Annotated in this window: 27 protein-coding genes and 2 tRNA genes; 11 read left to right on the top strand and 18 right to left on the bottom strand. The window is 68.8% G+C overall.

All coding sequences use genetic code 11. The features are described 5' to 3' along the window. Positions 1–4 precede the first annotated feature (4 nt). Both ABZW11_RS14110 and ABZW11_RS14105 read left to right on the top strand, forming a co-directional pair. Complete coding sequence (locus ABZW11_RS14110) at positions 5–652, top strand: class I SAM-dependent methyltransferase family protein (protein WP_355416214.1); 648 nt, start codon at positions 5–7, stop codon at positions 650–652. Positions 653–705: 53 nt separating this feature from the next. Continuing rightward, positions 706–1,269, top strand: a complete 564-nt coding sequence (locus tag ABZW11_RS14105; protein WP_355416212.1) for a dihydrofolate reductase family protein — start codon at positions 706–708, stop codon at positions 1,267–1,269. 1 nt (position 1,270) lies between these two features. On the opposite strand, the gene ABZW11_RS14100 is transcribed toward ABZW11_RS14105, so the two are convergent. Continuing rightward, positions 1,271–1,660, bottom strand: a complete 390-nt coding sequence (locus ABZW11_RS14100; protein ID WP_355416210.1) for a DUF4440 domain-containing protein — start codon at positions 1,658–1,660, stop codon at positions 1,271–1,273. Positions 1,661–1,705: 45 nt separating this feature from the next. On the opposite strand from ABZW11_RS14100, the gene ABZW11_RS14095 reads away from it, so the two are divergent. Continuing rightward, positions 1,706–2,107, top strand: coding sequence for a helix-turn-helix domain-containing protein (locus ABZW11_RS14095; RefSeq protein ID WP_355416208.1), 402 nt, complete (start codon positions 1,706–1,708; stop codon positions 2,105–2,107). A gap of 74 nt (positions 2,108–2,181) precedes the next feature. On the opposite strand, the gene ABZW11_RS14090 is transcribed toward ABZW11_RS14095, so the two are convergent. Beyond that, the gene (locus tag ABZW11_RS14090) at positions 2,182–3,225 is read right to left on the bottom strand and encodes a helix-turn-helix domain-containing protein (protein WP_355416206.1); all 1,044 of its coding nucleotides are present in this window, start codon (positions 3,223–3,225) and stop codon (positions 2,182–2,184) included. A 52-nt stretch (positions 3,226–3,277) separates the two neighbouring features. Between ABZW11_RS14090 and ABZW11_RS14085 the strand changes: the two genes are divergently transcribed. Both ABZW11_RS14085 and ABZW11_RS14080 read left to right on the top strand, forming a co-directional pair. Continuing rightward, positions 3,278–3,673: a cupin domain-containing protein gene (locus tag ABZW11_RS14085; RefSeq protein ID WP_355416204.1), complete on the top strand. Its 396-nt coding sequence runs from the start codon at positions 3,278–3,280 to the stop codon at positions 3,671–3,673. A 148-nt stretch (positions 3,674–3,821) separates the two neighbouring features. Next, the gene (locus tag ABZW11_RS14080; RefSeq protein WP_355416202.1) at positions 3,822–4,037 is read left to right on the top strand and encodes a hypothetical protein; all 216 of its coding nucleotides are present in this window, start codon (positions 3,822–3,824) and stop codon (positions 4,035–4,037) included. 256 nt (positions 4,038–4,293) lie between these two features. Here ABZW11_RS14080 and ABZW11_RS14075 read toward each other — a convergent pair whose 3' ends face one another. The 4 genes from ABZW11_RS14075 to ABZW11_RS14060 form a co-directional block, all read right to left on the bottom strand. Then, the gene (locus ABZW11_RS14075) at positions 4,294–4,626 is read right to left on the bottom strand and encodes a helix-turn-helix transcriptional regulator (protein WP_355416200.1); all 333 of its coding nucleotides are present in this window, start codon (positions 4,624–4,626) and stop codon (positions 4,294–4,296) included. Positions 4,627–4,631: 5 nt separating this feature from the next. Beyond that, positions 4,632–5,006 (bottom strand): type II toxin-antitoxin system RelE/ParE family toxin, encoded by a 375-nt coding sequence (locus ABZW11_RS14070; protein WP_355416198.1) that lies wholly within the window; start codon positions 5,004–5,006, stop codon positions 4,632–4,634. Positions 5,007–5,548: 542 nt separating this feature from the next. After that, positions 5,549–5,638: transfer RNA gene (locus tag ABZW11_RS14065), tRNA-Ser, on the bottom strand. Between the two features lie 296 nt (positions 5,639–5,934). After that, positions 5,935–6,498 carry a YceI family protein gene (locus tag ABZW11_RS14060; RefSeq protein WP_355416196.1) on the bottom strand — a complete coding sequence of 188 codons (564 nt, stop codon included), beginning with the start codon at positions 6,496–6,498 and terminating at the stop codon, positions 5,935–5,937. A gap of 98 nt (positions 6,499–6,596) precedes the next feature. On the opposite strand from ABZW11_RS14060, the gene ABZW11_RS14055 reads away from it, so the two are divergent. Further along, complete coding sequence (locus tag ABZW11_RS14055; RefSeq protein WP_355416194.1) at positions 6,597–7,088, top strand: MarR family transcriptional regulator; 492 nt, start codon at positions 6,597–6,599, stop codon at positions 7,086–7,088. On the opposite strand, the gene ABZW11_RS14050 is transcribed toward ABZW11_RS14055, so the two are convergent. Then, entirely contained in the window at positions 7,066–7,554 is a 489-nt protein-coding gene (locus ABZW11_RS14050) for a SigE family RNA polymerase sigma factor (RefSeq protein ID WP_355416192.1), read from the bottom strand. The two genes, ABZW11_RS14055 and ABZW11_RS14050, sit on opposite strands and share 23 nt — an antisense overlap. Before the next feature lie 218 nt (positions 7,555–7,772). Here ABZW11_RS14050 and ABZW11_RS14045 point away from each other — a divergent pair, with 218 nt between their 5' ends. Together ABZW11_RS14045 and ABZW11_RS14040 are read left to right on the top strand one after the other, a co-directional pair. Continuing rightward, a complete protein-coding gene (locus ABZW11_RS14045) occupies positions 7,773–8,720 on the top strand; it encodes a hypothetical protein (RefSeq protein ID WP_355416190.1) in 948 nt (315 codons plus the stop codon). A 5-nt stretch (positions 8,721–8,725) separates the two neighbouring features. After that, positions 8,726–9,517, top strand: a complete 792-nt coding sequence (locus ABZW11_RS14040; protein WP_355416188.1) for a MauE/DoxX family redox-associated membrane protein — start codon at positions 8,726–8,728, stop codon at positions 9,515–9,517. A 103-nt stretch (positions 9,518–9,620) separates the two neighbouring features. Here ABZW11_RS14040 and ABZW11_RS14035 read toward each other — a convergent pair whose 3' ends face one another. Further along, on the bottom strand, positions 9,621–10,802 hold the full coding sequence (locus ABZW11_RS14035; protein ID WP_355416186.1) for an ATP-binding protein: 1,182 nt from the start codon (positions 10,800–10,802) through the stop codon (positions 9,621–9,623). Between the two features lie 301 nt (positions 10,803–11,103). On the opposite strand from ABZW11_RS14035, the gene ABZW11_RS14030 reads away from it, so the two are divergent. Next, positions 11,104–11,562 carry a MaoC family dehydratase gene (locus tag ABZW11_RS14030; protein WP_355416184.1) on the top strand — a complete coding sequence of 153 codons (459 nt, stop codon included), beginning with the start codon at positions 11,104–11,106 and terminating at the stop codon, positions 11,560–11,562. 4 nt (positions 11,563–11,566) lie between these two features. Here the strand turns inward: ABZW11_RS14030 and ABZW11_RS14025 are convergent, their stop codons facing one another. From ABZW11_RS14025 to ABZW11_RS14010, 4 genes are read right to left on the bottom strand one after another with little or no spacing between them, the layout of a single operon-like run. Beyond that, on the bottom strand, positions 11,567–11,827 hold the full coding sequence (locus ABZW11_RS14025) for a hypothetical protein (RefSeq protein WP_355416182.1): 261 nt from the start codon (positions 11,825–11,827) through the stop codon (positions 11,567–11,569). Next, a complete protein-coding gene (locus ABZW11_RS14020) occupies positions 11,824–13,341 on the bottom strand; it encodes a radical SAM protein (RefSeq protein ID WP_355416180.1) in 1,518 nt (505 codons plus the stop codon). Before ABZW11_RS14020 ends, ABZW11_RS14025 begins: the two co-directional genes overlap by 4 nt. Next, positions 13,338–14,069 (bottom strand): prolipoprotein diacylglyceryl transferase family protein, encoded by a 732-nt coding sequence (locus ABZW11_RS14015; protein WP_355416178.1) that lies wholly within the window; start codon positions 14,067–14,069, stop codon positions 13,338–13,340. The genes ABZW11_RS14020 and ABZW11_RS14015 overlap by 4 nt, the downstream gene beginning before the upstream one ends. Before the next feature lies 1 nt (position 14,070). Beyond that, positions 14,071–14,742, bottom strand: coding sequence for a hypothetical protein (locus tag ABZW11_RS14010; protein ID WP_355416176.1), 672 nt, complete (start codon positions 14,740–14,742; stop codon positions 14,071–14,073). 196 nt (positions 14,743–14,938) lie between these two features. On the opposite strand from ABZW11_RS14010, the gene ABZW11_RS14005 reads away from it, so the two are divergent. Then, a complete protein-coding gene (locus ABZW11_RS14005) occupies positions 14,939–15,154 on the top strand; it encodes a hypothetical protein (RefSeq protein ID WP_355416174.1) in 216 nt (71 codons plus the stop codon). Positions 15,155–15,199: 45 nt separating this feature from the next. Here the strand turns inward: ABZW11_RS14005 and ABZW11_RS14000 are convergent, their stop codons facing one another. From ABZW11_RS14000 to ABZW11_RS13990, 3 genes are read right to left on the bottom strand one after another with little or no spacing between them, the layout of a single operon-like run. Further along, positions 15,200–15,346 (bottom strand): hypothetical protein, encoded by a 147-nt coding sequence (locus ABZW11_RS14000; RefSeq protein ID WP_355416172.1) that lies wholly within the window; start codon positions 15,344–15,346, stop codon positions 15,200–15,202. Positions 15,347–15,383: 37 nt separating this feature from the next. Continuing rightward, positions 15,384–16,022, bottom strand: coding sequence for a response regulator transcription factor (locus ABZW11_RS13995; RefSeq protein WP_355416170.1), 639 nt, complete (start codon positions 16,020–16,022; stop codon positions 15,384–15,386). A 30-nt stretch (positions 16,023–16,052) separates the two neighbouring features. Beyond that, positions 16,053–17,234, bottom strand: a complete 1,182-nt coding sequence (locus ABZW11_RS13990) for a histidine kinase (RefSeq protein ID WP_355416168.1) — start codon at positions 17,232–17,234, stop codon at positions 16,053–16,055. A gap of 506 nt (positions 17,235–17,740) precedes the next feature. On the opposite strand from ABZW11_RS13990, the gene ABZW11_RS13985 reads away from it, so the two are divergent. Next, positions 17,741–17,813 (top strand) — tRNA-Arg (locus tag ABZW11_RS13985). An 87-nt stretch (positions 17,814–17,900) separates the two neighbouring features. Here the strand turns inward: ABZW11_RS13985 and ABZW11_RS13980 are convergent. The 3 genes from ABZW11_RS13980 to ABZW11_RS13970 are packed head-to-tail and all read right to left on the bottom strand — an operon-like array spanning position 17,901 to position 20,703. After that, the gene (locus ABZW11_RS13980) at positions 17,901–19,133 is read right to left on the bottom strand and encodes a tyrosine-type recombinase/integrase (RefSeq protein WP_355416166.1); all 1,233 of its coding nucleotides are present in this window, start codon (positions 19,131–19,133) and stop codon (positions 17,901–17,903) included. Beyond that, entirely contained in the window at positions 19,130–19,315 is a 186-nt protein-coding gene (locus tag ABZW11_RS13975; RefSeq protein WP_355416164.1) for a helix-turn-helix domain-containing protein, read from the bottom strand. Before ABZW11_RS13975 ends, ABZW11_RS13980 begins: the two co-directional genes overlap by 4 nt. Then, positions 19,312–20,703: a replication initiator gene (locus ABZW11_RS13970; protein WP_355416162.1), complete on the bottom strand. Its 1,392-nt coding sequence runs from the start codon at positions 20,701–20,703 to the stop codon at positions 19,312–19,314. Before ABZW11_RS13970 ends, ABZW11_RS13975 begins: the two co-directional genes overlap by 4 nt. Positions 20,704–20,839 lie beyond the last annotated feature (136 nt).

Raw genomic sequence — 20,839 nt, 5'->3', positions numbered from 1 at the left:
GATCATGGATTGGCTGACCTGGCACGACCAGTACGACGTCCCCGGCTCCTACCTGGCGCAGCGCTTACACGTCGTCCAAGAGCGCATCCGCCTCGTTCTGGACGGCTCACCGCCCGGCCCGCTGCGGCTCGTCAGCCTCTGCTCAGGCCAGGGCCGCGACGTGCTGGAGGTGCTCGCCGAGCACCCGCGCCGCGACGACGTCCGAGCCCGCCTGGTCGAACTGGACCCGCACAACACCGCCATCGCCGCGGAAGCGATCGCATCGCACGGACTCGACCAGGTCGAGGTGCTGACCGCCGACGCCGCACTCACCGACCACTACCAGGACCTCACGCCCGCCGAGATCGTCCTCGTCTGCGGCGTGTTCGGCAACATCACGGACGAGGACATAGAACGCACCATCGACACCTGCCCCCAGCTGTGCGCCACCGACGGCGTGGTCATCTGGACCCGCCACCGCCAGGCCCCCGACCGGGTGCCGCTGATCTGCCGCTGGTTCGAGGAACGCGGCTTCGAACGCGAGTGGCTGTCACCCCCGGAGGCCGGCTTCGGCGTCGGCGTCCACCGCTTCCAAGCCGACCCCCGCCCCCTCGTGCCGGGGCGGCGCATGTTCACCTTCACCGATGACTTCCGGACGGAAGCGCCGTCTTAAGCACGAGCGGCACGAAGGTCGCTCGACAGCCGCGACCCCCGGGAGTCCCGATCATGCGCACATTGATAGCGACGGTCTTCAACTACTCCCTCGACGGCCTGCTCGCCGACGAGGACACCGACTTCTGGAAGTTCTGCTTCGGTCTGCCGGAGAACAGCCGGCCCGACGACGAGGCCCACCTGGAGTTCCTGCGCGGCGCCTACGCCCACGTCATGGGCCGCACCACGTACGAGGGCACGTCCGAGGCCATGATGTCCTCCCCCGACCACCCCTTCTCCGAGCTCCTGACCAGCGGCCGCAAGGTCGTCTTCTCCCGGACGATGCGGACGGCCGAGTGGGCCGGCACGACCATCGCCGCCGGCGACACCACAGAGGAGATCGACAAGCTGCGGAAGGGCGGCGACGGCTACATCATCGTCTGGGGCGGCGTCCGCCTCTGGCACTCCCTCATGCAGCGGGACCTGCTCGACGAGCTGCACGTGAGCATGTTCCCGTACGTCGCCGGCGAGGGCACCCGCCTCTTCGACGGCGTCCCGAAGTCGTACGAGCTGGAGCTGATCTCCAGCACCCCGTCCAGGAGCGGCATCGTCTACCTGCGGTACCGGCGGCCCCGCTGACTCAGGAGGCCGCTGGTTCACGGGCTGCTCCGAAGGGGTTGTCGACGACGTAACGCCACCCCCCGTCGTGCCCTCTCCTGGCGACGTCCGTGGCGGTCCCCTCGATGTGCACAGGGCGACCGTCACGGTCGGTGCCGTCGATGACCCAATCGACGATCAGCAACGCGACGTCGCCCGTGGCGTAGACGTGCCGCGGCCGAACCGTGATCGGCACCCCGAGCCGCTGGAACCGGGCGTTGGCGTCGTACGCCTCCTGCCCGGTCAGCGGCGACCCAGGCTCCGGCACGAACACCGCCCCGCTCTCGTAGATTTGGGCCACCTCCTCCGGATCTCCGCTGTTGAACAGCTCGGCGAAGACGAGGGGCACGTCCTCGGGGCGTTCGGCAAGCATCACCATGTCCTTTCCGTAGACGCGGCAACGCTAGGAGGCGCCCTCGTGACTCACCAAACGGTCAGTCACCCGGCCCGGCCGGGCCTGCCCGACGATCCGCGGGCCCACGTCACGGCCCCCACCCCGTCCTGCCCCGTGGAGATCACCCTCGCGGCCCTGCACGGCCGCTGGACGACCCTGGTGATCCGCGAATTCCTGAAAGGCGACCACACCTTCTCAGAACTCCGCGAAGCCCTCCCGGATCTGTCGGACAAGGTGCTCTCCGACCGCTTGGCACACCTGACGAACGCCGGCATCCTCACCCGCCACCGCGAGCCCGGCTGGCCACCCCGCGTCCACTACACCCTCACCCCCCACGGCCACCACCTCGGCCCCGTCCTGCAAGCCCTCTGGGACTGGGGCTCAGCCGCTCCGACGAGGCACCCCTATGACGCCCAGGACGACTAGGAAGCCATCGGCACGGGCGGTGCTCGCACTCCACCCAACGCACCCCGTCGTAGAGGTAGGCGCCGAAAACCCCGTCAGTTCTCATTTTCCTGTTGGCGGGCGCGCCTGTTCCTGGCCGATCTTGGCACGGTCGATCCCTGGCCGAATCGATGCCGGTACTCCAACGGAGTGAGCCCGATCTTGCGACGCATCAGCGCACGCAGATTGGCGGCGGTGCCCAGCCCGCTCTGCCGCGCGACCGTTTCGAAACGCGACTCGCCCCGCTCGATCAGCCGGCAGGCCAGGGCGAGTCGTTCCCCTGTCAGCCACGCCAGCGGTGTGGTGCCCATCTGCACGTGGAAGCGGCGGTGCAGGGTGGCCGGACTGACAGAGGCGCGCGCTGCGAGGTCGGACACCGTGAGCGGGGCGTCCAGATGCTCCTGGGCCCAGGCGAGGATGGGCGCCAAGGACTCGTCCGGCACCTTGGGCACGGGCCGCTCCACGAACTGCCGTTGCCCGCCGTCGCGGTGGGCGGCGAAGACGAGCCTTCGGCTCACGGAGTTGGCGACCTCCGCGCCGTGATCGCGGCGGACGATGTGCAGGCCGAGGTCGAGCGCGGCTGCGCTGCCCGCAGACGTGAGGATGTCGCCGTCGTCCACGAACAACACGTCTGTTTCGAGCCGGACGGAAGGGAAGCGGGCCCGGAAGGAATCTGCCCACTGCCAGTGCGCGGTGGCCTGGCGCCCGTCGAGGACCCCTGCCTCGGCCAGGGTGAAAGCACCGCTGCAGAAGCCGACCAGGCGGGCGCCGCGCGCATGCGCCCGCCGGATGGCATCGAGCACGGCCGCTCTGCGGGGCACCTCGACGTCGGGACGGTTCGGGACGATCAACGTATCTGCTGATTCGGCCGCTTCCAGGCCGGTGACGCCCGTGAGCGTGAAGAACCCGTCCCTCATCAGCGTGCGCGGCTCGGGAGAGCACAGGCGAAAGTCGTAGAGATCGCGTCCGAGCTCGGGCCTGCGCAGGCCGAAGACCTCGGTCGCGCAGCCCAGCTCGAAGGGGTTGGAGTTCTCGTCCACGATCACGACGACCCGGTGCAAGCCCGCAGCATGGGCAAGATGCGAGGATCCTTGCGTCATGTGCTATTCCTAGCACTCACGCAGAGCGCGCTCGCTGGACCAGCATGGATGCGTGAGCATCGAACCTATAGCCCTCAGCGAGGCCCTCGCCTCCTTCGACGCCCTGTGGAGCCCGCGCATCGTCACGCGCGTCAACGACTACGACGTCCGCATCGCCAAGGTCGAGGGCGAGCACATCTGGCACGTCCATGACGACACTGACGAGTTCTTCCTGGTCCTCGACGGAGAGCTGCACATCTCCTTGCGTGAGCCAGGCGGGGAGCGCACGGTCCGGCTCACCACGGGCGCGGTCTTCACCGTCCCCCGTGGCACGGAGCACAAGCCGTCCGCGCCGGCCGGAGCCGCGATCCTCATGTTCGAGCCCACGGGGACACCGTCGGTCGGCGACCGCCACACCGAGATCCCCGACCACATCGACGCAACGACAGGACACGCACTCGACTTCTGAGGACGTACCCCAGGATCCCGAAGGCCCTCTCCCCAAGTACAGGGGAGAGGGCCTCTCAGGTGCGGAGGATGAGGGATGATCACCTTGTGTCCGATGGATCGACTGGACCCAATACCCCGGGACCGTCACCTGCGACCAGGGCCATGAAATGGCGCATCTGCTGACGATCGCCAGCTGGGAGCACGATCCCGGATTCGCGATGCGATGGGTACCGCTTGAAGAACGGCACCTCCTCAGCTCGGACTTCGACCCAAAGCAGATGAGTCCCTCCGAACTCATGATCGGCGATGCCGGCGCAGCTTATCTCTTCGTCTCTATGGAGTGCCCTGATCGGCCCATCGGCAGCGTCGCCCAGTGGTCGTGAAGTTGTCTGATGGAGTCTCTGACCATGAAGCGGGTCGAGAATCGAATGCCGCGCTGTCAGCTTGAGAATTGCAGGGATCTTGCCTCGTAGAGGCGTTGACCTGGGTCTCAGGCCGGTCGTGAGTGACCGTGGTTGACCCCTCCATACCGCCCTCGATGGCACGCTAATGGCACGACGATCAACCCGTGAGCTGGTGTTTCCTGCACGACGCGCGGTTGCGTCGCCCGCCTGGCTCGGTGCCGCAGCACCTCCTTGCTTACGCGGCGGTGATGGCCCGAAATTCCACTGGCACGGAGACGTCACCATGCATCACCACATCGATTTCCAACGCCGCTGCCAACCGCACCATCAGTGGAATCGTCGGCATGTGCGCCCCACCCTCCAAGCGGGAGACTTGCGGCTGCGTCATGCCCGCCCGCTCGGCCAGCTCCACCTGCGACAGGCCCAGCTCAATTCGACGACGGTAGACAGCCGCGCCAAGTTCCTGCCCCAGGCGTGCCTCTTCCACCATCGCGGCATACTCAGGACTTACCGCCTCACCAGCAAGCCGCCTGGCCTTGATCGTCTTCCACTTGCCGTGCCCGGCCATTCCCTTCAGCCCCTTCCCTCATAGATCCGATGCGCGGCACCGTGCTCCAAGCCGCCGGCCATACACTCAGCCATCACCTTGCGGGCGCGCTCCACATCCCGCGGCTGCCTGTCTCGCGTCTTGTAGAAGGCAGTTAGCAAGACCGCCCGGCGCCCCTCAGCGAGCCGATAGGTGAGGCGCACGGAGTGATGTGAGATGTCGAAGCGCAACTCCCACAATCCGTCCCCCAAGTCTCGAGCATGACCGTACGGCATTCGGTCGCCGAACTCAGCGAGCCGTTCGACGGCGGCCTCGACACAGGCGTGGTCCCGGTCGGACAGAGTGTCCAGCCAAGCCTCCACCGCTGGCTCCAGCTCGATGTCGTACAGCTCTTGCCTCATACACCCAGTCTATATGCCATGCTTTGCATATCGCAGGTCTCCACAGGGACACGGTAACCGTATGAGATAACGTGTCATAGAGGTCAACGATTCCGGCTCTGATCTGTGGGCAACGACGAGTGCGGCGACATCCAAGAGTTGTCACCCCGGCATAACGTCGGCAGCGATCTTGCATCGGCCGCTCTTCTCAGCCAGTCAGATCAGCGCTGAGGGCGGCAATCTTGCTACGACCCGATCCAAAGGCCCGGAAGGAACATTCGAGCGATCAGCGAGGCTTGCTCGGGGCGGGCATCAGCCAGCTCACCGTGTGACCAGGCATAGGGCGGGGCAGGGGGCGGGGTTTTCAGGGGGTCGAAGGGGGCGGAGCCCTCTGGGAGGCCCGCTACACCCACGTGGCAACTCTCCAGATGGACGCCAGTGACCGCATGGGCGCCGCGCTCTGGGGATCGTCCTGAGGACGACTGCAACCCGAACTGCAACCCTATGCCCGCAGAGATCAAAAAGGCCCTTCCCCGATCGCTCGGGGAAGGGCCTCTCGCCTGCGGAGGATCGGGGATTTGAACCCCGGATGGGCGGTAAACCCAAACCGCATTAGCAGTGCGGCGCCATAGACCTGACTAGGCGAATCCTCCTGGGAGCCAGTGCGGCTCAGCACAGCGTACCGGCCTTCTGGCGAGGCGGCAAAGCGATTGGTCCGTGGGCTGCCTCGGCGAGTTATCAACAGGCTGTGGGTAACTGCCTGTGGATGAAGCCCGCCCAGAGTTGGGGCGGGCTTCAGGGGCTGTGGATAACTGAGTTTTCCACAGGAGGTTCCCGTCGTTCCGGATCCGCCGGTGTGCCGTCGGCCTCCGTCCGGGGTCCGGCGGTGGTGCCGTCAGCCCCGCCGTACGAGGGTCCAGCGGTGGTGCCGGGCCCCGCTGTACGAGGGTCAGGCGGCCGGGTTGGCCTCGCCCTCGATCTCGATCTTGACCTTCTTGCCCACCAGCACGCCACCGGTCTCCAGCGCCTGGTTCCAGGTCAGGCCGAAGTCCTCGCGGTCGAACTCCGTGGTGATCGAGAAGCCCCACACGGCCTGGCCCCACGGGTTGGTGCCGGCGCCGCCGTACTCGACCGTGAGCTCGACCTCGCGCGTCACGTCGCGGATGGTGAGGTCGCCGACGACGGTGAACTCGTCGCCCGAGTGGCCGGTCACGCGCGTGCTCTTGAACGTGATGGTCGGGAACTTCTCCGCCGACAGGAAGTCGTCGCTGCGCAGGTGGCCGTCACGGTCGGGCATGCCCGTGTCGATGCTGGCGGCCTCGATGGTGAGCTCGGCGGACGACTCGAGCGGGTTCTCGGCGATCGTGACCGAGCCGCTGAACGTGCCGAAGTGGCCGCGGACCTTGCTGACCATCATGTGCTTGACGACGAAGCCGACGTTCGTGTGCGCTACGTCAATGGTGTACGCGCCGGCGGCGGGGATGGTCAGGGACTCCCAGGTACGGGTGGACATCGGGGTTCTCCTTGGAAGGACGGTTGTTGCATGGATGTCTGCGGCAACAACTTTCTACCCGAGGAATATTCCTCCCGTCAACTATCGTCGGCTAAGGTATGAAGGTGATGAACGTGGACGACCCCCGGGTGACGGCGATAGGACTCCTGCACGAGGTGCACGCGGGCTTGATGGACCGGCTCGCGCCGGCGCTCAACGCCGCGGGGTTGTCAGACGTCGATTTCGAGGCACTCATCCGCTTGGCACGTTCCCCTGGCCGCCGCCTGCGCATGAGCGACCTGGCCGCCCAGACGGGGCTGTCCACCAGCGGGGTGACCAGAGTGGTCGATCGGCTCGAACGTGAGGGCCTGGTCCGCAGGGAGGCATGCTCCACCGACCGCAGGGCCTCCTACGCGGCCCTCACCGACGAGGGCCACGGCCGGCTGGAACGCGTGCTGCCCAAGCACGTGCAGGACATCGAAGACCTGTTCACCGGCCAGCTCGACAAGGACGAGCTGGAGGCGTTCCTGGCGAGCCTGCGCAAGATCCGGCAGGTGGTCCGCCCCTGCGCCACCGCCGGCGCCGACCCTAGCCTGCCAGCGCGTTCCTGAGTTTGGCCATCGCCCGCGAGACCGTGCTTTTGACCGTTCCCACACTGATGCCGAGCGTCTTGGCGATCTCGGGCTCGGTCATGTCCTCGTAGTAGCGCAGCACGATCGCGGCGCGCATGCGTTCGGGCAGCTCGCGCAGCGCCTGTTCGAGCGCCTCGTGCACCTCGCCGACCGGCTCGTGCGGGTGGTGCGCCACCTCCGGCAGGTCGTCGGACGGGTACTCCTCCACCTTGCGCCGCCGCCACTGCGAGATGTTGATGTTGACCATGGCCCGCCGTACGTATCCGTCCAGCGCCCCGCGGTCCTCGATGCGGTGCCAGGCCAGGTACGTCTTGGTGAGCGCGCTCTGCAACAGGTCCTCCGCGTCGAGCGGGTGCCCGGTGAGCTGATGCGCCTGGCGCAGCAGCGCGGGACCGCGCGCCCTGACGTACTCGCGGAACTCGTCTTCCCAGCCGGTGGTCTGCATCGTGGCCAGAATCGCAGCCTGATGCCCATTTGTGCCCGAACCGCAATTCAGGTTTCGGCCCACCGCAGACAAAGGTAGGTCAAGGTTGGTGGCGGTTTGTACGACGCCGTAGGTGAAGGCACTTCCCCAGGGATGCGTATTTTGCTCTCATCCCCGCCGCCACGGCGTGATCAGCCTCTGAGTCGTGTGACCCTAGTACCCGAGGCGAGGGAGGGCGGATGGGCTATCCGAGCGTTGAGCGCCGCAGGGTGCTCGCCGCGGCGGCGCTCGGCCGCGAGGGGGGCGTTCCCGGCCCCGACGCGGGCACCGGTGAGCCGCTGCGGGCCGTGGCCGGCGAGGTGCTCGACGTCAGCCCGCACCTGATCACCATCGAGACCCCAGGCGGCGCCGAGGAGCGCCTCGTGATCGCGCCCTGGGCCACCGCGTGGCACGGCTCCGAGGTGGCGCCCGCCGACCTGCCCGTGGGTTGCATGGTGCTGATGCGGGCCATGCGCGAGGGCCGGGTGGTCGACCGCATCTGGGCCGACGCCACCCGCATCACCGGGACGATCCTGTCCATTCAGGGCCGCCGTGACCTGACCGTCGAGCTCGACTGCGGCCCGCACCGCGGCCACCGTACGGTCGTCATCCCCTACCGCGCCTCAGGCCGGCTCCAGGTGCGCCATCCGCTGTTCGAGCCCGGCTACCTGTTCGACGCGATCGGCATCCGGCGGGACGGCGCCGGTCTCGCGCTGCTGCCCGCCACCTCGCAGCCGCCCTACCCGGCGCGGGCGGTGCCGCCTCCGCCGCCGGCGTACGCGGGCGCCCAGTCCCGCATCGCGGGCACGGCCACCTGGTCCGACACGTTCGACGAGGAAGAGCGCGGCGCGGCGTACCCCATGCTGGAGCGCGCCGACACGGGCTGCTCGCAGGCGGGGGTGTCGTGCGCGGGCCTGCCGTACCTCGCGCTCGGCTCGCTGCTGCAGGTGCGTAACGTGTGCACGAGCCGTTCGGCCAACGTGCCCGTGGTGGCGTGCGGGTGCGTGGCGGGGCGGTTCTGTGACCGGTGCGTCGAGTGCGACACCTCCCCGCGCGGGCGGATCGCGGAGCTCTCACCCTCCTCGTACGTCGAACTCGGCGGCGACCTCATCAAAGGGTGCTTCAACGCGCAGATCGGATTGGGGTGACGTTCGTGCTTGAATCACAGCTCCCGCTCCTGATCGTCATGCTCGCCCTCGGCACGGTGGCGAAGGTGGGCACGGTGACCTCCGGGGGCGAGCCGGGTTCGCTGTCGAGGCTCGGGCCCGCGGTGCTGGTGCCGGGGCGCATGCAGGCTCCCGCGCTGCTGGTGTGCGCGGCGGTTGAGCTGGCGCTGGCCACGGGACTGCTGATGACGACGCATCCGCTGTTTCGGTGGGGCACGGTGGCGTTCTTCGCGCTGTCCACGTACGTGCTGCTGGAGCTGCGCAGGCGGCGGCCCGACGCGGGCTGCGGCTGCTTCGGCGAGGTGAGCTCGGCCCCGGTCGGGCTGCGCTCCATCGGCCGGACGGTGGTGCTGACCGGCATGGCGGTGCTGTCGGTGTGGGCGCCGGTGCCCGGCTGGGTGTCGGTGTTCCATCTGTCGTGGTACGCCGCCGCCGGCGTGGCGCTGCTCGTGCTGCTGTCGCCCGAGGTGGAGGAGCTGATCGACCGCGTACGCTTCCGCGCCCCCTGCGAGCAGCGCCGCGGCCCCGCCGAGTCGGTCACCCTGTCGCGGCTCCGGTCGAGCGGCGTCTGGCGGGCCAACCGGGCGGAGCTGGTGTCGGCGCAGCCACACGACAGCTGGCGGGAGCTGTGCTGGCGCTTCTTCGCCTTCCGCAACAACGACGGCGACGACGTGGTCTTCGCGGTCTATCTCAGCGGGCGGCGCCCCGCGGTGCGGATGGCCGTGGTCAGCGCGGAGGACAGCGAGCCTCTCGCGGAATATACGCCAGTATCGGCCTGACGCTAGACAGCGTTAGATTTCGCTCGACAGGCATGGCGATATAGCTCTATTGGGCTGTCTAGCTTCCCCACTAGACAGCCCAATAGAGGTCTAGGGGCGTCGCTCAGATGGGCTGAGCACGCAGGAACTTGCCGAAGTGCGGCACCGTGAACGCGATCTGGCCGCGCTCGGCGCTGTAGATGAGCCCTTTCTTGATGAGGCTGTCGCGGGCCGGCGAGAGGCTGGACGGCTTGCGCCCGAGCGCGTCGGCCACCTCGGCGGTGGCCACCGGCTCGTCGCCGATCTGCGCCATGGCGTGCATGTAGTCGCGCTCGGCCGGGGTGGCGCGCTCGTAGCGGCTGCCGAAGAAGCCGACCGCGAGCTCTTCCTCCGCCTCGGGCGCGGAGACCTTGACGTCTTCGAGGGTGATGGGGCTGCGCGGCGCGAGGTCCCAGGCGACCTTGCCGTAGGCCTGCACGAAGTAGGGATAACCGTCGGCGGCCTCATAAAGGGCGTCGAGGGCCTCCTGGGTGAACTCCACCTCCTCCTCGCGGGCCGGCAGGATCAGCGCCAGGTCGGCCGCCTCACGGTCGAGCTTGTCGATGCGCGCGTAGCGGAAGAGCCGCTCGGAGTAGCTCTTGCTCGCCGACAGCACGCTGGGCAGGTGCGGCAGCCCGGCGCCCACCACGATCAGCGGCCCGCCCGACTGTGACAGCTCGTGGCAGGCCGCGCAGAGCGCGGAGACGTCGGCGGGCTGCACGTCCTGCATCTCGTCGATGAACAGCGCGATGCCCACCCCCAGGTCGGTGGCCACGCTCGCCGCGTCGACGAAAAGCTCGGTGAGGTCGATCTCCAGGTCGCCCGAGTCGGCGCGCCCGCGGCTGGCGGGCACCTCGATGCCGGGCGACCAGTGGGAGGTGCCCTTGGCCGCGGACGGGTCGCGCATCGCGAACGCCTTGAGCACGCCGAGGAACTCCTCGATGCGCTCGGGCGCGCGGTGGCGCGGAGCCAGCTCGCGGATGGCCATGTGGAGGGCGGCGGCCACCGGCCGCCTGATCGACTGGTCGGGCCGGGCCTCGATCTTGCCCGTGCCCCACAGCCGCTGCATGGCCATGGACTTGAACGTGTTGAGCAGGACGGTCTTGCCCACTCCCCGCAGGCCGGTCACGACCATGCTGCGCTCGGGACGGCCGCGGGCCACCCGCTCCAGCACGACCTCGAACTGCTGGAGCTCGCGATCGCGCCCGGCGAGCTCCGGCGGGCGCTGCCCGGCGCCGGGAGCATAGGGGTTTCGCACAGGGTCCACGCTCTCGGACTTTATTGCCGGATATAGCGGCCGTCTTAGATTTGGGAAGAAAGTGCTACGGCGTGTCCGAGCAGGGGCGGGCGCGAGCACCGTCATCGGACACACCCCCTCTCACCAGGCCGAACCTCTGTTCGATTGCGGTACCCAGAACTGTAGCGCGGACTCGAACACCTATGCGATGGTTTCGAGTAAAGATCTTGGGAACACCAGGAGCCCCCGGTCATCCCGGCGCTGTTCCGGGCGCGTCGCGCTCCGGTGAGAAGTTGGCAGCCGTACCGCCCTGGCAATAGCGTTCGTGGCCATGCGGACCTTCGCGAACGTACAGGAACTCAAGGCGGCCGTCGGCGAGACGTTCGGCCCCACCGAGTGGCGCACCATCACCCAGGAGCAGGTCAACACCTTCGCCGACGCCACCGACGACCACCAGTGGATCCACGTCGACGTGGAGCGGGCCAAGGAGGGGCCGTTCGGCGGCACGATCGCCCACGGCTACCTGACGCTGTCGCTGCTGCCGTCGTTCATGTTCTCGCTGGTCAAGGTCGAGGGCATCGCGATGGGCGTCAACTTCGGGCTCAACAAGGTGCGCTTCCCCAGGCCGGTGCCGGTGGGCGCGCGGGTGCGCGCGGTCGGCGAGCTGACCGACGTCAAGGGCACCCCGGCCGGCTACCTGTCCACCCTGAAGATGACGATCGAGATCGAGGGCGAGAAGCGGCCGGCCTGCGTCGCCGAGACCCTCAGCCTGTACGTCCCCGCCGAATGACCGCTCAGAGCAGTCCGGCGACGATCGCGGCCAGCGCGGTCAGGCCGATGAGCCCGAGGTAGGCCAGCACGAGCCGGGTGTCCCTGAGGAAGCACTTGCTCCTGGACAGCCCCGCTCGCCTGGCCCGCCAATAACCGGCGAACCCGAGCACCGCGAACCCCAGCACCGCCCACGGCCCGAGCAGCCAGGCGAGCAGCGCGACCGTCGCGTACACGCACAGGCGCAGCGGATCGTACGGCTGCGCCCCTCCGGTCTGCCGGGTCACCGCGCCACCGCCGAGAGCCGCTGGCGCGAGAGCTGCGGCCACGCCTGCACCGCGCAGAACGGCGCGCACTGGTCCTGCTCGGCGCGCGTCCCCACGTGCACGCAGCACTGTGTGAGCCGTTCCTCGATCATGGTCGACAGGTCCATGAACGGCTTGACCGTGATCCGCACCACCCGCTCGCCCAGCATCCTGCGCAGCTTCTTCCGCCTGCCGGGCAGCGCCGACGAGGCCAGCGTGAGCAGGGTGGAGACGCCGAGGTCGCAGTTCTCGCAGATGGTCCGCCACACGTCGCCGATCTGCGGATGCGACAGCGACGACTGTTCCGACAGCAGCCCGAGCAGCGACTCCTGGACGGCCATGCGCAGCTCGCGCGGGATCTCGGTGTCGGCGATGCGGTTGGAGACCAGGCCGAGGTTCGCCTTGAGCCGGTCGTGGCCGATCAGCGCCGTCAGCGAACGCCACTGCTTCGCGTCGTCGCGGATCAGGTAGCCGACCGAGCAGCAGTGGGGGTGCGAGCAGGGCAGCGCGGTCAGGTCGCGCCAGGTCACCAGCCCATCGGTCTGCGGGCCGAGGCGCCTGAGCACGCCGGTGTGGGTGAGGCGGTCGTCGGGGTCGATGACGCCCGACCTGCCGGAGCCGAACTGGGGTTGCAGCGAGACGCCCCCGACGTACGGGGTGTCCAGGGCCAGGCGTACGACGTCGCCGATCTCCCCGTCGTTCACCCCGAGCGCGGCGGTCATGACGAGCGTGGTGAAGATCTCGCGCTCCGACAGCCGGCGTACGGCGTCCGCCTTGATCCTCGTCAGGTCGCCGCCGCGGTGGTGCCGGGACGCCTCGGCCGACGTGCCGTCGTACTGGAGATAGACCTCCACCCGCTCTCTGTGCTCGGTGAGCAGGTCGAGCAGGGAGTCGTCCTTGGCGATGAGCACGCCGTTGGTGTTGATGAGGATGCGGGTGACCGGGCGGGCGGTCAGCTCGGCCAGCAGGGTCTTGAGCTCGGGGTGCAGCGTGGGCTCGCCGCCGCTGAGCATGAGGACGTCGAGCTTGCCGTTCTCGCGCTGGAGCCGCTGGTCGACGTTGGCCAGCACGTCCGCGACCGGGACGACGCCGCTCAGGTCGGGTGAGCTGTCGGCGAAGCAGGTGGGGCAGCGCAGGTTGCAGGTCTCGGCGATGTCCTCGAGGAGGATGCAGGTGTGCTGGGTCTGCATCTCGGGGAGACCGTGGAGGTAGGCGGAGGGGATCGGGAGGAAATTTCCCGACATGTCGGGTACATGCTGCTTTGTGGGGGCGGTCCATTCCTCCAGGTACGCGAGGATCTCCGGGTCCTCGTCGTACAGCGTGCTGATCAACCCGTGCTCGCGGCAGCCGCGTTCGAGCCAGACCCGGCCGTCCCGCTCGGCCAGGTAGCCGCTCAGGCGCTCGACCTCCTCCAGGTCACGGCCGTGGCATCTCGGGCAGAACGCGTTCACGTACCGCAGGATCCGGTCGCCCCGCAGCCCCATCCCAGCACTCATGTCATGACCTTCCGCTCGAAAAGGGCATCGTAGTAACGGCGCCTCCACCCGTACACGAGCCGCACCCCGAGCAGCACCAGCCCCGGCAGCAGGAACCACTGGGGTCTGGTGAGGTCGAGCCACACCGTCTCGTTCGCCCTCGTGAACTCGACCAGGAACCGGAAGGCCGCGTAACCCGCCAGGTAGAGCGTGAACAGCTCCCCCGGCTGCGTGATCCGCTCACGCGCCCAGCGCAACGCCACGAACGCGGCGAGCTGGAAGATGATCTCGTAGATGAACGACGGGTGCATGGCCTCGCCGGTCAGGCATCCCGGGCATTCCGGGGTGGTGGGCGGCGCGTGCACGCCCCACGGCAGGTCCGTGGGGCGTCCCGGCGCCTCGGTCAGGTGGCAGCCGATGCGGCCCACCGCCATGCCGAGCGCCACCGCGGGGGCGAACAGGTCGCCCGTGCGCTCCTTGTAGCCGATGATCCGCTTGGCGATCAGCACGCCGACGTACGCGCCGGTCAGGCCGCCCAGGATGCTGCGGGAGCCGTACAGCCAGAGGTCCTTGAGGTCCAGCGTCTCCATCCAGCCCGCCAGCCGCATCCCGATCGCCCCGCCGACCAGCGCGCCGGCCACCGCGACCAGCGACTGCTCGTTCAGCGCCCCCCTGCCTCGCGCCTCCCGGACGAACACGACCGCGGCCACCAGCACGCCGAGGCCGACGAAGATCTCGTGGTACGGCATGTCAGGTGTACAGGCCCGGGTTGAGTCCCGTGCAGAAGCCCGCCGACAGGATCGACCACAACGCCCACCCGATCATCAGGCCCAAGCCTGTGCCTCTCGCCCACGGCTTGCGGACGAAGCACAGCCCGATGCCCGCCACCAGGCCCACCGCGGCCAGGACCACTGTGCCGGCGATCACGTAGGGGTTGGAGCTGCCCTGGGCGCTGACGGCGGCGAAGAAGACGAAGAAGCCTATGAGGGCGTTGAGGACGCTGTAGACGGCCAGGCCGGCGAAGAAGAAGGCGACCACGACGCCGGTGGTGTTGGTGCTGGTGGTGGGTGGGGGTGGTGGGGGGCCGAACGTGGGTGGCGGATACTGGCCGCCCGGCGGCGGCCCTCCGTAGGGGCCCTGGGGCTGGCCTGGGTACGACTGCTGGCCGCCGTGCGGAGGCTGGCCGCCGTACGATGGCTGGTTCGTGTACGGCGGCTGGTTCGTGTACGGCGGCTGGTTCGTGTACGGCGGCTGGTTCGTGGACGGCTGGTTCCCGTACGGCGGTTGGCCGTGCGGTGGTTGGCCTTGATGGGCCGCTGGGGGTCCGTAGGGCGCCTGCCCGGGGAAGCCGCCCTCGTGCGAGGGGCCGGTCTGGGGGTGCGGTGGCTGGGATGGCAGAGGGTAGGGGGTGTCGGGCGCCACGAACGTCGGCCGCCCAGCCCCCGAAGGCGCCTGCTCCCCCGAAACGCCCCCTTGACCCGGCGCACCTTGACCCGGCGCACCTTGACCCGGCGCACCTTGACCCGGCGCACCTTGGCCGGTCGGCGGCTTCGTACCGGCGGCCTCTTCGTGCGGGACCGCCATCGGCTGGGGGACACCTGACGGCGGCGGAATCGCAATGGGCTTACCGGTGGGCGGCGGCATCATCACCGGCCGGCCGCTGGGAGGCGGCGGCACCGGCTGCCCACCGGACGGCTCGGCGCTGGGCGCCGCGCCGACCGACTCCCCGGTCGGAGGCGGCAGGAACTGCGGCTCCCCGACCTGCGCGTTCTGCTCCTCGGACGTCGCGTCCTGCTCCGGCGTCACCTCCTGCCCAGGGGCAGCGGTCACCTGATCAGGCGTCGCGTCCTCCTGCCCCGGCTTCGGCTGCTCGGGCTCCTCAGCAGGCTCCGGCGGCGGTGTCGTGGTCATCGGCTCGGTCCACCCCCTTGGTCGTCGTGATCAATCCCATCACGACGGCGACGAGCGCGTACCGCATCGAGAGGGACGCCGACGACGACCCGGACAGCAACGACAAAACGCTCACCCCGAACACCCTATGGCCCAGCACCCCACCTACCCCGTCACACGCCCTCCGAGTAATAGATCGCGGCCTGCACCCGGCTCTTCAGCCCCAGCTTGTTGAGCACCCGGCTCACGTGCGTCTTGGTCGTCGCCTCCGCCATGTCGAGCTCCCTGGCGATCTCGGCATTGGACATCCCCCTGGCGATGCAGGCCAGCACCTCACGTTCGCGAGGCGTCAGGGCGTCGAGACCGGCGGCGCTCTCGGCCCGGCGTACCGGCGCCTGCTCGGCGAACGCCGAGATCAGCTTCCGCGTGACGCCGGGCGAGATGAGCCCGTCGCCGCGAGCCACCACGCGCACGGCCTCGACCAGGGAATCGGCGTCGGTGTTCTTCAGCAGGAATCCGGCCGCCCCGGCCCGCAACGCGCCGAACACGTACTCGTCCACGTCGAACGTCGTGAGGATCAGCACGTCACAGACCCCCGCCAGCTCGCGGGTGGCGGAGATGCCGTCGAGGCGCGGCATCCGTACGTCCATCAACACGACGTCCGGCCGCAACTCGCGAGCCATGGCCACGGCCTCGACCCCGTCGGCGGCCTCGCCCACGACCTCGATGTCCTCGGCCCCGCCCAGGATCAGCACGATGCCGACCCGCACCGCCGCATGATCATCAGCGACCAGCACCCGAACAGCCACCATCAACCTCCGCCCAGACCCGAAGCCAATCCCTTACCGGCCAAGAGCCGGCACGTCGTCCGTACCGGCCTCCGCGGGCAGCACCGCCACCACCCGCCACACCCCGTCGTCCCCCGCCGCCGCCGGCCCTGCCTCGAAGGCGCCGCCCACCAGCACCGCCCGCTCCTGCATGCCGACCAGCCCCGCCCCGGCCCCCGGCAGCCCCTCGACCCCTCTCGACCGCCTTCCGCCGACCCGGTTCTCCACCCGCACGGAAACCTTCTCGTCCTCGTAGGCGATCCGCACCAGCACGGGCGGCTCCCCGTGCTTCATCGCGTTGGTGAGCGCCTCCTGCAGAATCCGGTAGCCGGCCAGATCGACCGCTGCGGGCAGCTCCCGGACGTCCCCCTCGACCTGCGTGTCCACGTCCATCCCTGCCCGCCGGACCCTCTCCACCAGGCTCTCCGCGTCCGCCAGCCGGGGCCGCGTGGCCTCGCCCTCCCCGTCGTCGCCCTCCTGCCGCAACAGCCCGATCATGGCCCGCATCTCGGCCATGCCCTGGACGCTGTTCTCGCGTACGGACTCCATGATCGTCCGCACCGTCGTGGCGTCGAGGTCCTTACGCGACAACGCGGCCGTGGACTGGATGGCGATGGCACTGAAGTGGTTGGCGATCATGTCGTGGAGTTCGCGGGCCATCCGCGTACGCTCGGCCGAGATGGCCGCCTGCCGGTCGAGTTCGGCGAGATGCGCGACCTGCTCGGCCCGCGCCCGCTCCGCCGCCGCCCTGTCTCTCTGCTCCCGCAGCACCAGCGCCGTCGTGACCGGCGTGATGAGCACCAGCCCCGTCTGAATCCCCATGACGGTCAACTGCCGCCAGTCGGCCATGAGGAACCAGGCCACCGCCCCCGCCACGATCGTCAGCACTGCGGTGGCGCCCAGCAGCACGCGAGCGAGGCGAGCGGGGCCATAGAGCGCGGCGGCGTACAGGTTGTCGGTGAACAGCAGCACAGTCCCCAGGGACGGCCCCACGAACCCGTCGAACACGATCCCGGCGACCCCGAGCCCCAGCGAGACGAGCGGCGCCCGCCGCCGCACCACGATCCCGGCACAGACCAACGTCAACGGCCCCACCAGCACCCACGAGGGCACCCCGCGGGGCAGGTAGGCGTTCCCCGCGATCAGCAGCACACCGACCACGAAGGCCGCCCCGGCCGCCAACACCGCTCGCAACATGCCCCCATCCCACCACCTCCCGCCCCCCGCGACCTCCTGCGAAGGTCCGCCTGTGGATACACCCTTCGATGTATCCACAGGCCCCGCCTCACCAACTCCCCTGTCCCACATCGCCGCCCTGGGCGGCGCCGGCAGCCCTTCGTCCACGAGCGCCGCCATCGACCAGGCCGGCACCGGCGACGACGAGCCGGGCACCACCGCAGGAGACCTCACGTCCGAAGAAGCCCAAAGCTCCGAAGATCGGCAGCACGTCCGGGACGGCAAGTCCGCCTTCACGGTCACCAGGGCGGGAGGCCGACTTGGAGGCAACCGACCGCAGTGGCGACGGCGGCTTGCCCGCCGACCCAGGACGCCGCCCGCCACGACCGTGAACACCCTGCAGGGCCCTGGCTCCTCAGGTGAGAGCCGCGAGCCCCGGAGCACCGATCAGACGGCTAAAAGCACCGTGCGACTCTGGTAGAGTCTTCTTGTCGCTGAGACCGAGCAGGTCAAGGCGCACGAGCCAAGCGGCCGTAGCTCAATGGATAGAGCATCTGACTACGGATCAGAAGGCTAGGGGTTCGAGTCCTCTCGGCCGCGCACAGCATCAAGGCCCGCTACCAGGGGTTCCTGGGAGCGGGCCTCCTTGTTTGTCCGGACAATCTTGGGATCTTGCTAACACCTCTGCTAACAAGCGCCCTCCTCCCCCTCACCGACCGTCTGGGCGAAGATGTCGGCTGCTGAGGCTTCGGCGGCGCGGATCACGTGGGCGTACACGCGGAGAGTGATCGAGGGGTCGGCGTGACCAAGACGGGCCGCGACGACATGGACGGGGACGCCGGCCAGGAGCAGGGTCGTGGCATGGATGTGGCGGAGGTCGTGAAGGCGAGCGTGCGGTAGCGGCGTGCGCGGGTTCGCCTCGTTGTGCCGCTTGATCAGGATCGGGAAGAGCGAGCTGAGCGTGTCGGGGTGCACGGGCTCACCCCATCCCGTCGTGAACACGTAGTCGTCCGCACCCCGCCATTCCGGGCCGAGCTGGAGCTTGTCTGCGGCCTGCTGAGAGCGCTGTGCGCGCAAGACCTGGACGGTCCGCGCATCGAGGCTCACAACGCGTTTACGACCGCTCTTGGTAGTGCCTTCGACGCGCTTGCCGCTGATGAACGAGGCCGACCCCCGGATGGTCATCTGCTTGCCCTCAAGGTCTACGTCGGACCAGCGCAAGTGGAGCAGTTCACCGCGCCGCGCGCCCGTGTAGGCCGCAACGTGGAAGAAGGGCCAGAGCCGGTGCTTGCGAGCAGCGAGAAGGAACGTCTTGAGTTGCTCGCTGGTCCATACCGTGCCAGGCTCGCTGATCTCCCGTCGAGGACGCTTGGCTTTCTCGACCGGGCTGGACGAAAGGATCTCGTCCACGTGCACGGCGTCGCGGAACGCCTTCCGGAGCACGGCGTGAACGTAGTCGACTGTGCGGGAGGAGAGTGGCCGCGCGTTCTTGCCGCCGCCGGCCCGCAGGTCCCGGTACAGCTTGGTGATCGTGGAAGCCCGAACGGCCTGCATCCGCAGAGTGCCGATGTTGGGCTTGATGTATCGCTCGATGATGTGCCGGTAGTCAGCGAGAGTCTTGGGCTTGATCTCCACAGCATGCGCCTCGATCCACTCGTCGAGGTACTCGCGGACGGTGATCGTGTTGCGATCCACGTACTCACCGCGCCGGGCCTTCACCCGTGCTTCGTCACGAGCCGCCTTGGCATCCTCCTCGGTGGCGAAGCCGCCCACCCAACGCGGTTTGCTCTCCCCTGTTTCAGGGTCGCGGACTCGGATCACGTACGACCAGGTGGTGCCGCGCTTCATGACGCCGTCGCGCAGCTTGGATGCCTTCTTACGCGGCTGCTCGTCCGGTGCGCCGATCAGGGTCCTGGTCATACGGCGACCTCCTTCCTGGCCAAGTGGGTGATGTAGTCGGTGAGGGCGGAGACGGGGATGCGGCGGGAGCCGTCGATGCGGATGGAGGAGACCGCGCCCGTGGCGAGTAGTTGGTAGAGCTTGCTGCGGGAGATGGCCAGGGCTTCGGCGGCTTCTGGGACCGTGAGGAGGAGCCGGGTCATGGGCGGCTCCCGTCGAGGTGTTGTGGCGTCGGCGATGGGGTGCCGGTGATGGCGGCGGCGAGGAGGGCGTCTCCTGCGGAGTGGCCCTTGCCGGCGTACTGCCATTCGCTGATGACGAGAACGGTGTCTTCGTCGAACAGGGGCAGGCGGCCGGTAGTGATGTCTTCGGCTCGTGCGTGGTGTTCGCGGTCGGCTCGGATGTCGCCGAGGGTGGTGGAGTAGTGGCGGGAGCGGGTGGAGAAGTGGCCGCGGAAGCCGAGCATGTGGGCCCAGTCGGCGAGGCGGAGGTCCGCTAGGCCTGGCTCTATGCCGAGGTTTAGGCAGGTGGTGATGAGGCGGCGGGCGTGGGCGCGGAGGTTGTACGCCTCCAAGTCGTCCAGCGGGTTGATGCGGCGGTCTAGGGTGCCGACGCACTCGGCAGCCTTGGTGGCGTACTTGGCGATGTAGCCGGCTACGGCCTGGTCGGTGAGGTCGCCGCCCATGGTGATGGGGCGGATGTCGAGTTGGTCGCCCCAGCGCAAGATGCGTTCTGGTTGGTCGGCGTAGGCCGGGGCTTTGGCTGTTACTGCTCTTGCTGCGTGCTGGATTGCTTGGGTGAGTGCGTCGGCGGTCGCCCAGGGTGGGGGTGGGGCTTCGGGGCCGCCGGGGCCGTCGAGGCGGATGACGGCGTGGAAGTGGACGACGCCGCGCCGCTGGTATTCGGCGACCTTGGCGAAGGAGAGGGTGAGGTGGTGGCGGAGGTCCTTGAGGAGGAGGCCGCCTTGTTTGGCGAGGTGGCGGCGTACGGAGTCGGCGAAGCGCTTCCACAGCAGCGGGGCCAGGGCGTTGAACAGGACGGTGCCGGTGTAGTCGTAGCAGTCGGGGCAGAGCGGTTCGCCGAGGCGCGGGTCGTCTTTGCCGTGGCGGGCGGTGCAGGACATGGCGCGGCCGTGTGGGCAGGTGGGTGCGTTGCGGCGGGCGTGGCAGGGCTGGGTCTTGCCGTTCTTCTCGCAGCGGGTGTGGACCGTTCCGAAGCTGGGTGCGGTGAGGGTGACGAACAGGGTCGCGTGGGTGGTGACCGTGCTCGGGACGCCTTTGCCGCCGACGAGGCCGGCGCGGATGAGGTGATAGGTGTCGGCGCGGTAGATCTCGGCGCAGGTGGGGCAGCGGGAGGCGCGGCGGGTCTTGCAGGGGACGCGTAGGACGCCGTCGGGCTCCTGTTTGGTGGTGTAGCGGTGCAGGAGTTGGCCGGTCGCCTTGTCGTAGTGGTCGATCTTGCCGCGTAGGTGGATGGGCTGGCGGCAGCCGCCTGTGGCGCGGATCTGGGTTGCCCAGCGGTCATAGTCGGGATGGTTGAGGCGGGCGATCATGCCTGCTTTGGCGTGCGCGGTGGCGTGGGTTGTGGGCAAGATGGTGTTCTCCTTTCGCTCGTTCGGGTGAAGGGATGGCCCTCGACCTGGCAGTCGTCTTGGCGGATGTGCGGCCAGGCCGGGGGCGCTGCGCGTTAGGCGCCGTGGTTGTCGATGCCGGTGCCGTCGCAGTCGA

The sequence above is a fragment of the Nonomuraea sp. NPDC004580 genome, assembly GCF_040609855.1.
Lineage (GTDB): Bacteria > Actinomycetota > Actinomycetes > Streptosporangiales > Streptosporangiaceae > Nonomuraea > Nonomuraea salmonea.
The sequence above is the reverse complement of the archived record's forward strand: the minus strand, read 5'-3'. Positions and strand labels throughout refer to the sequence as shown.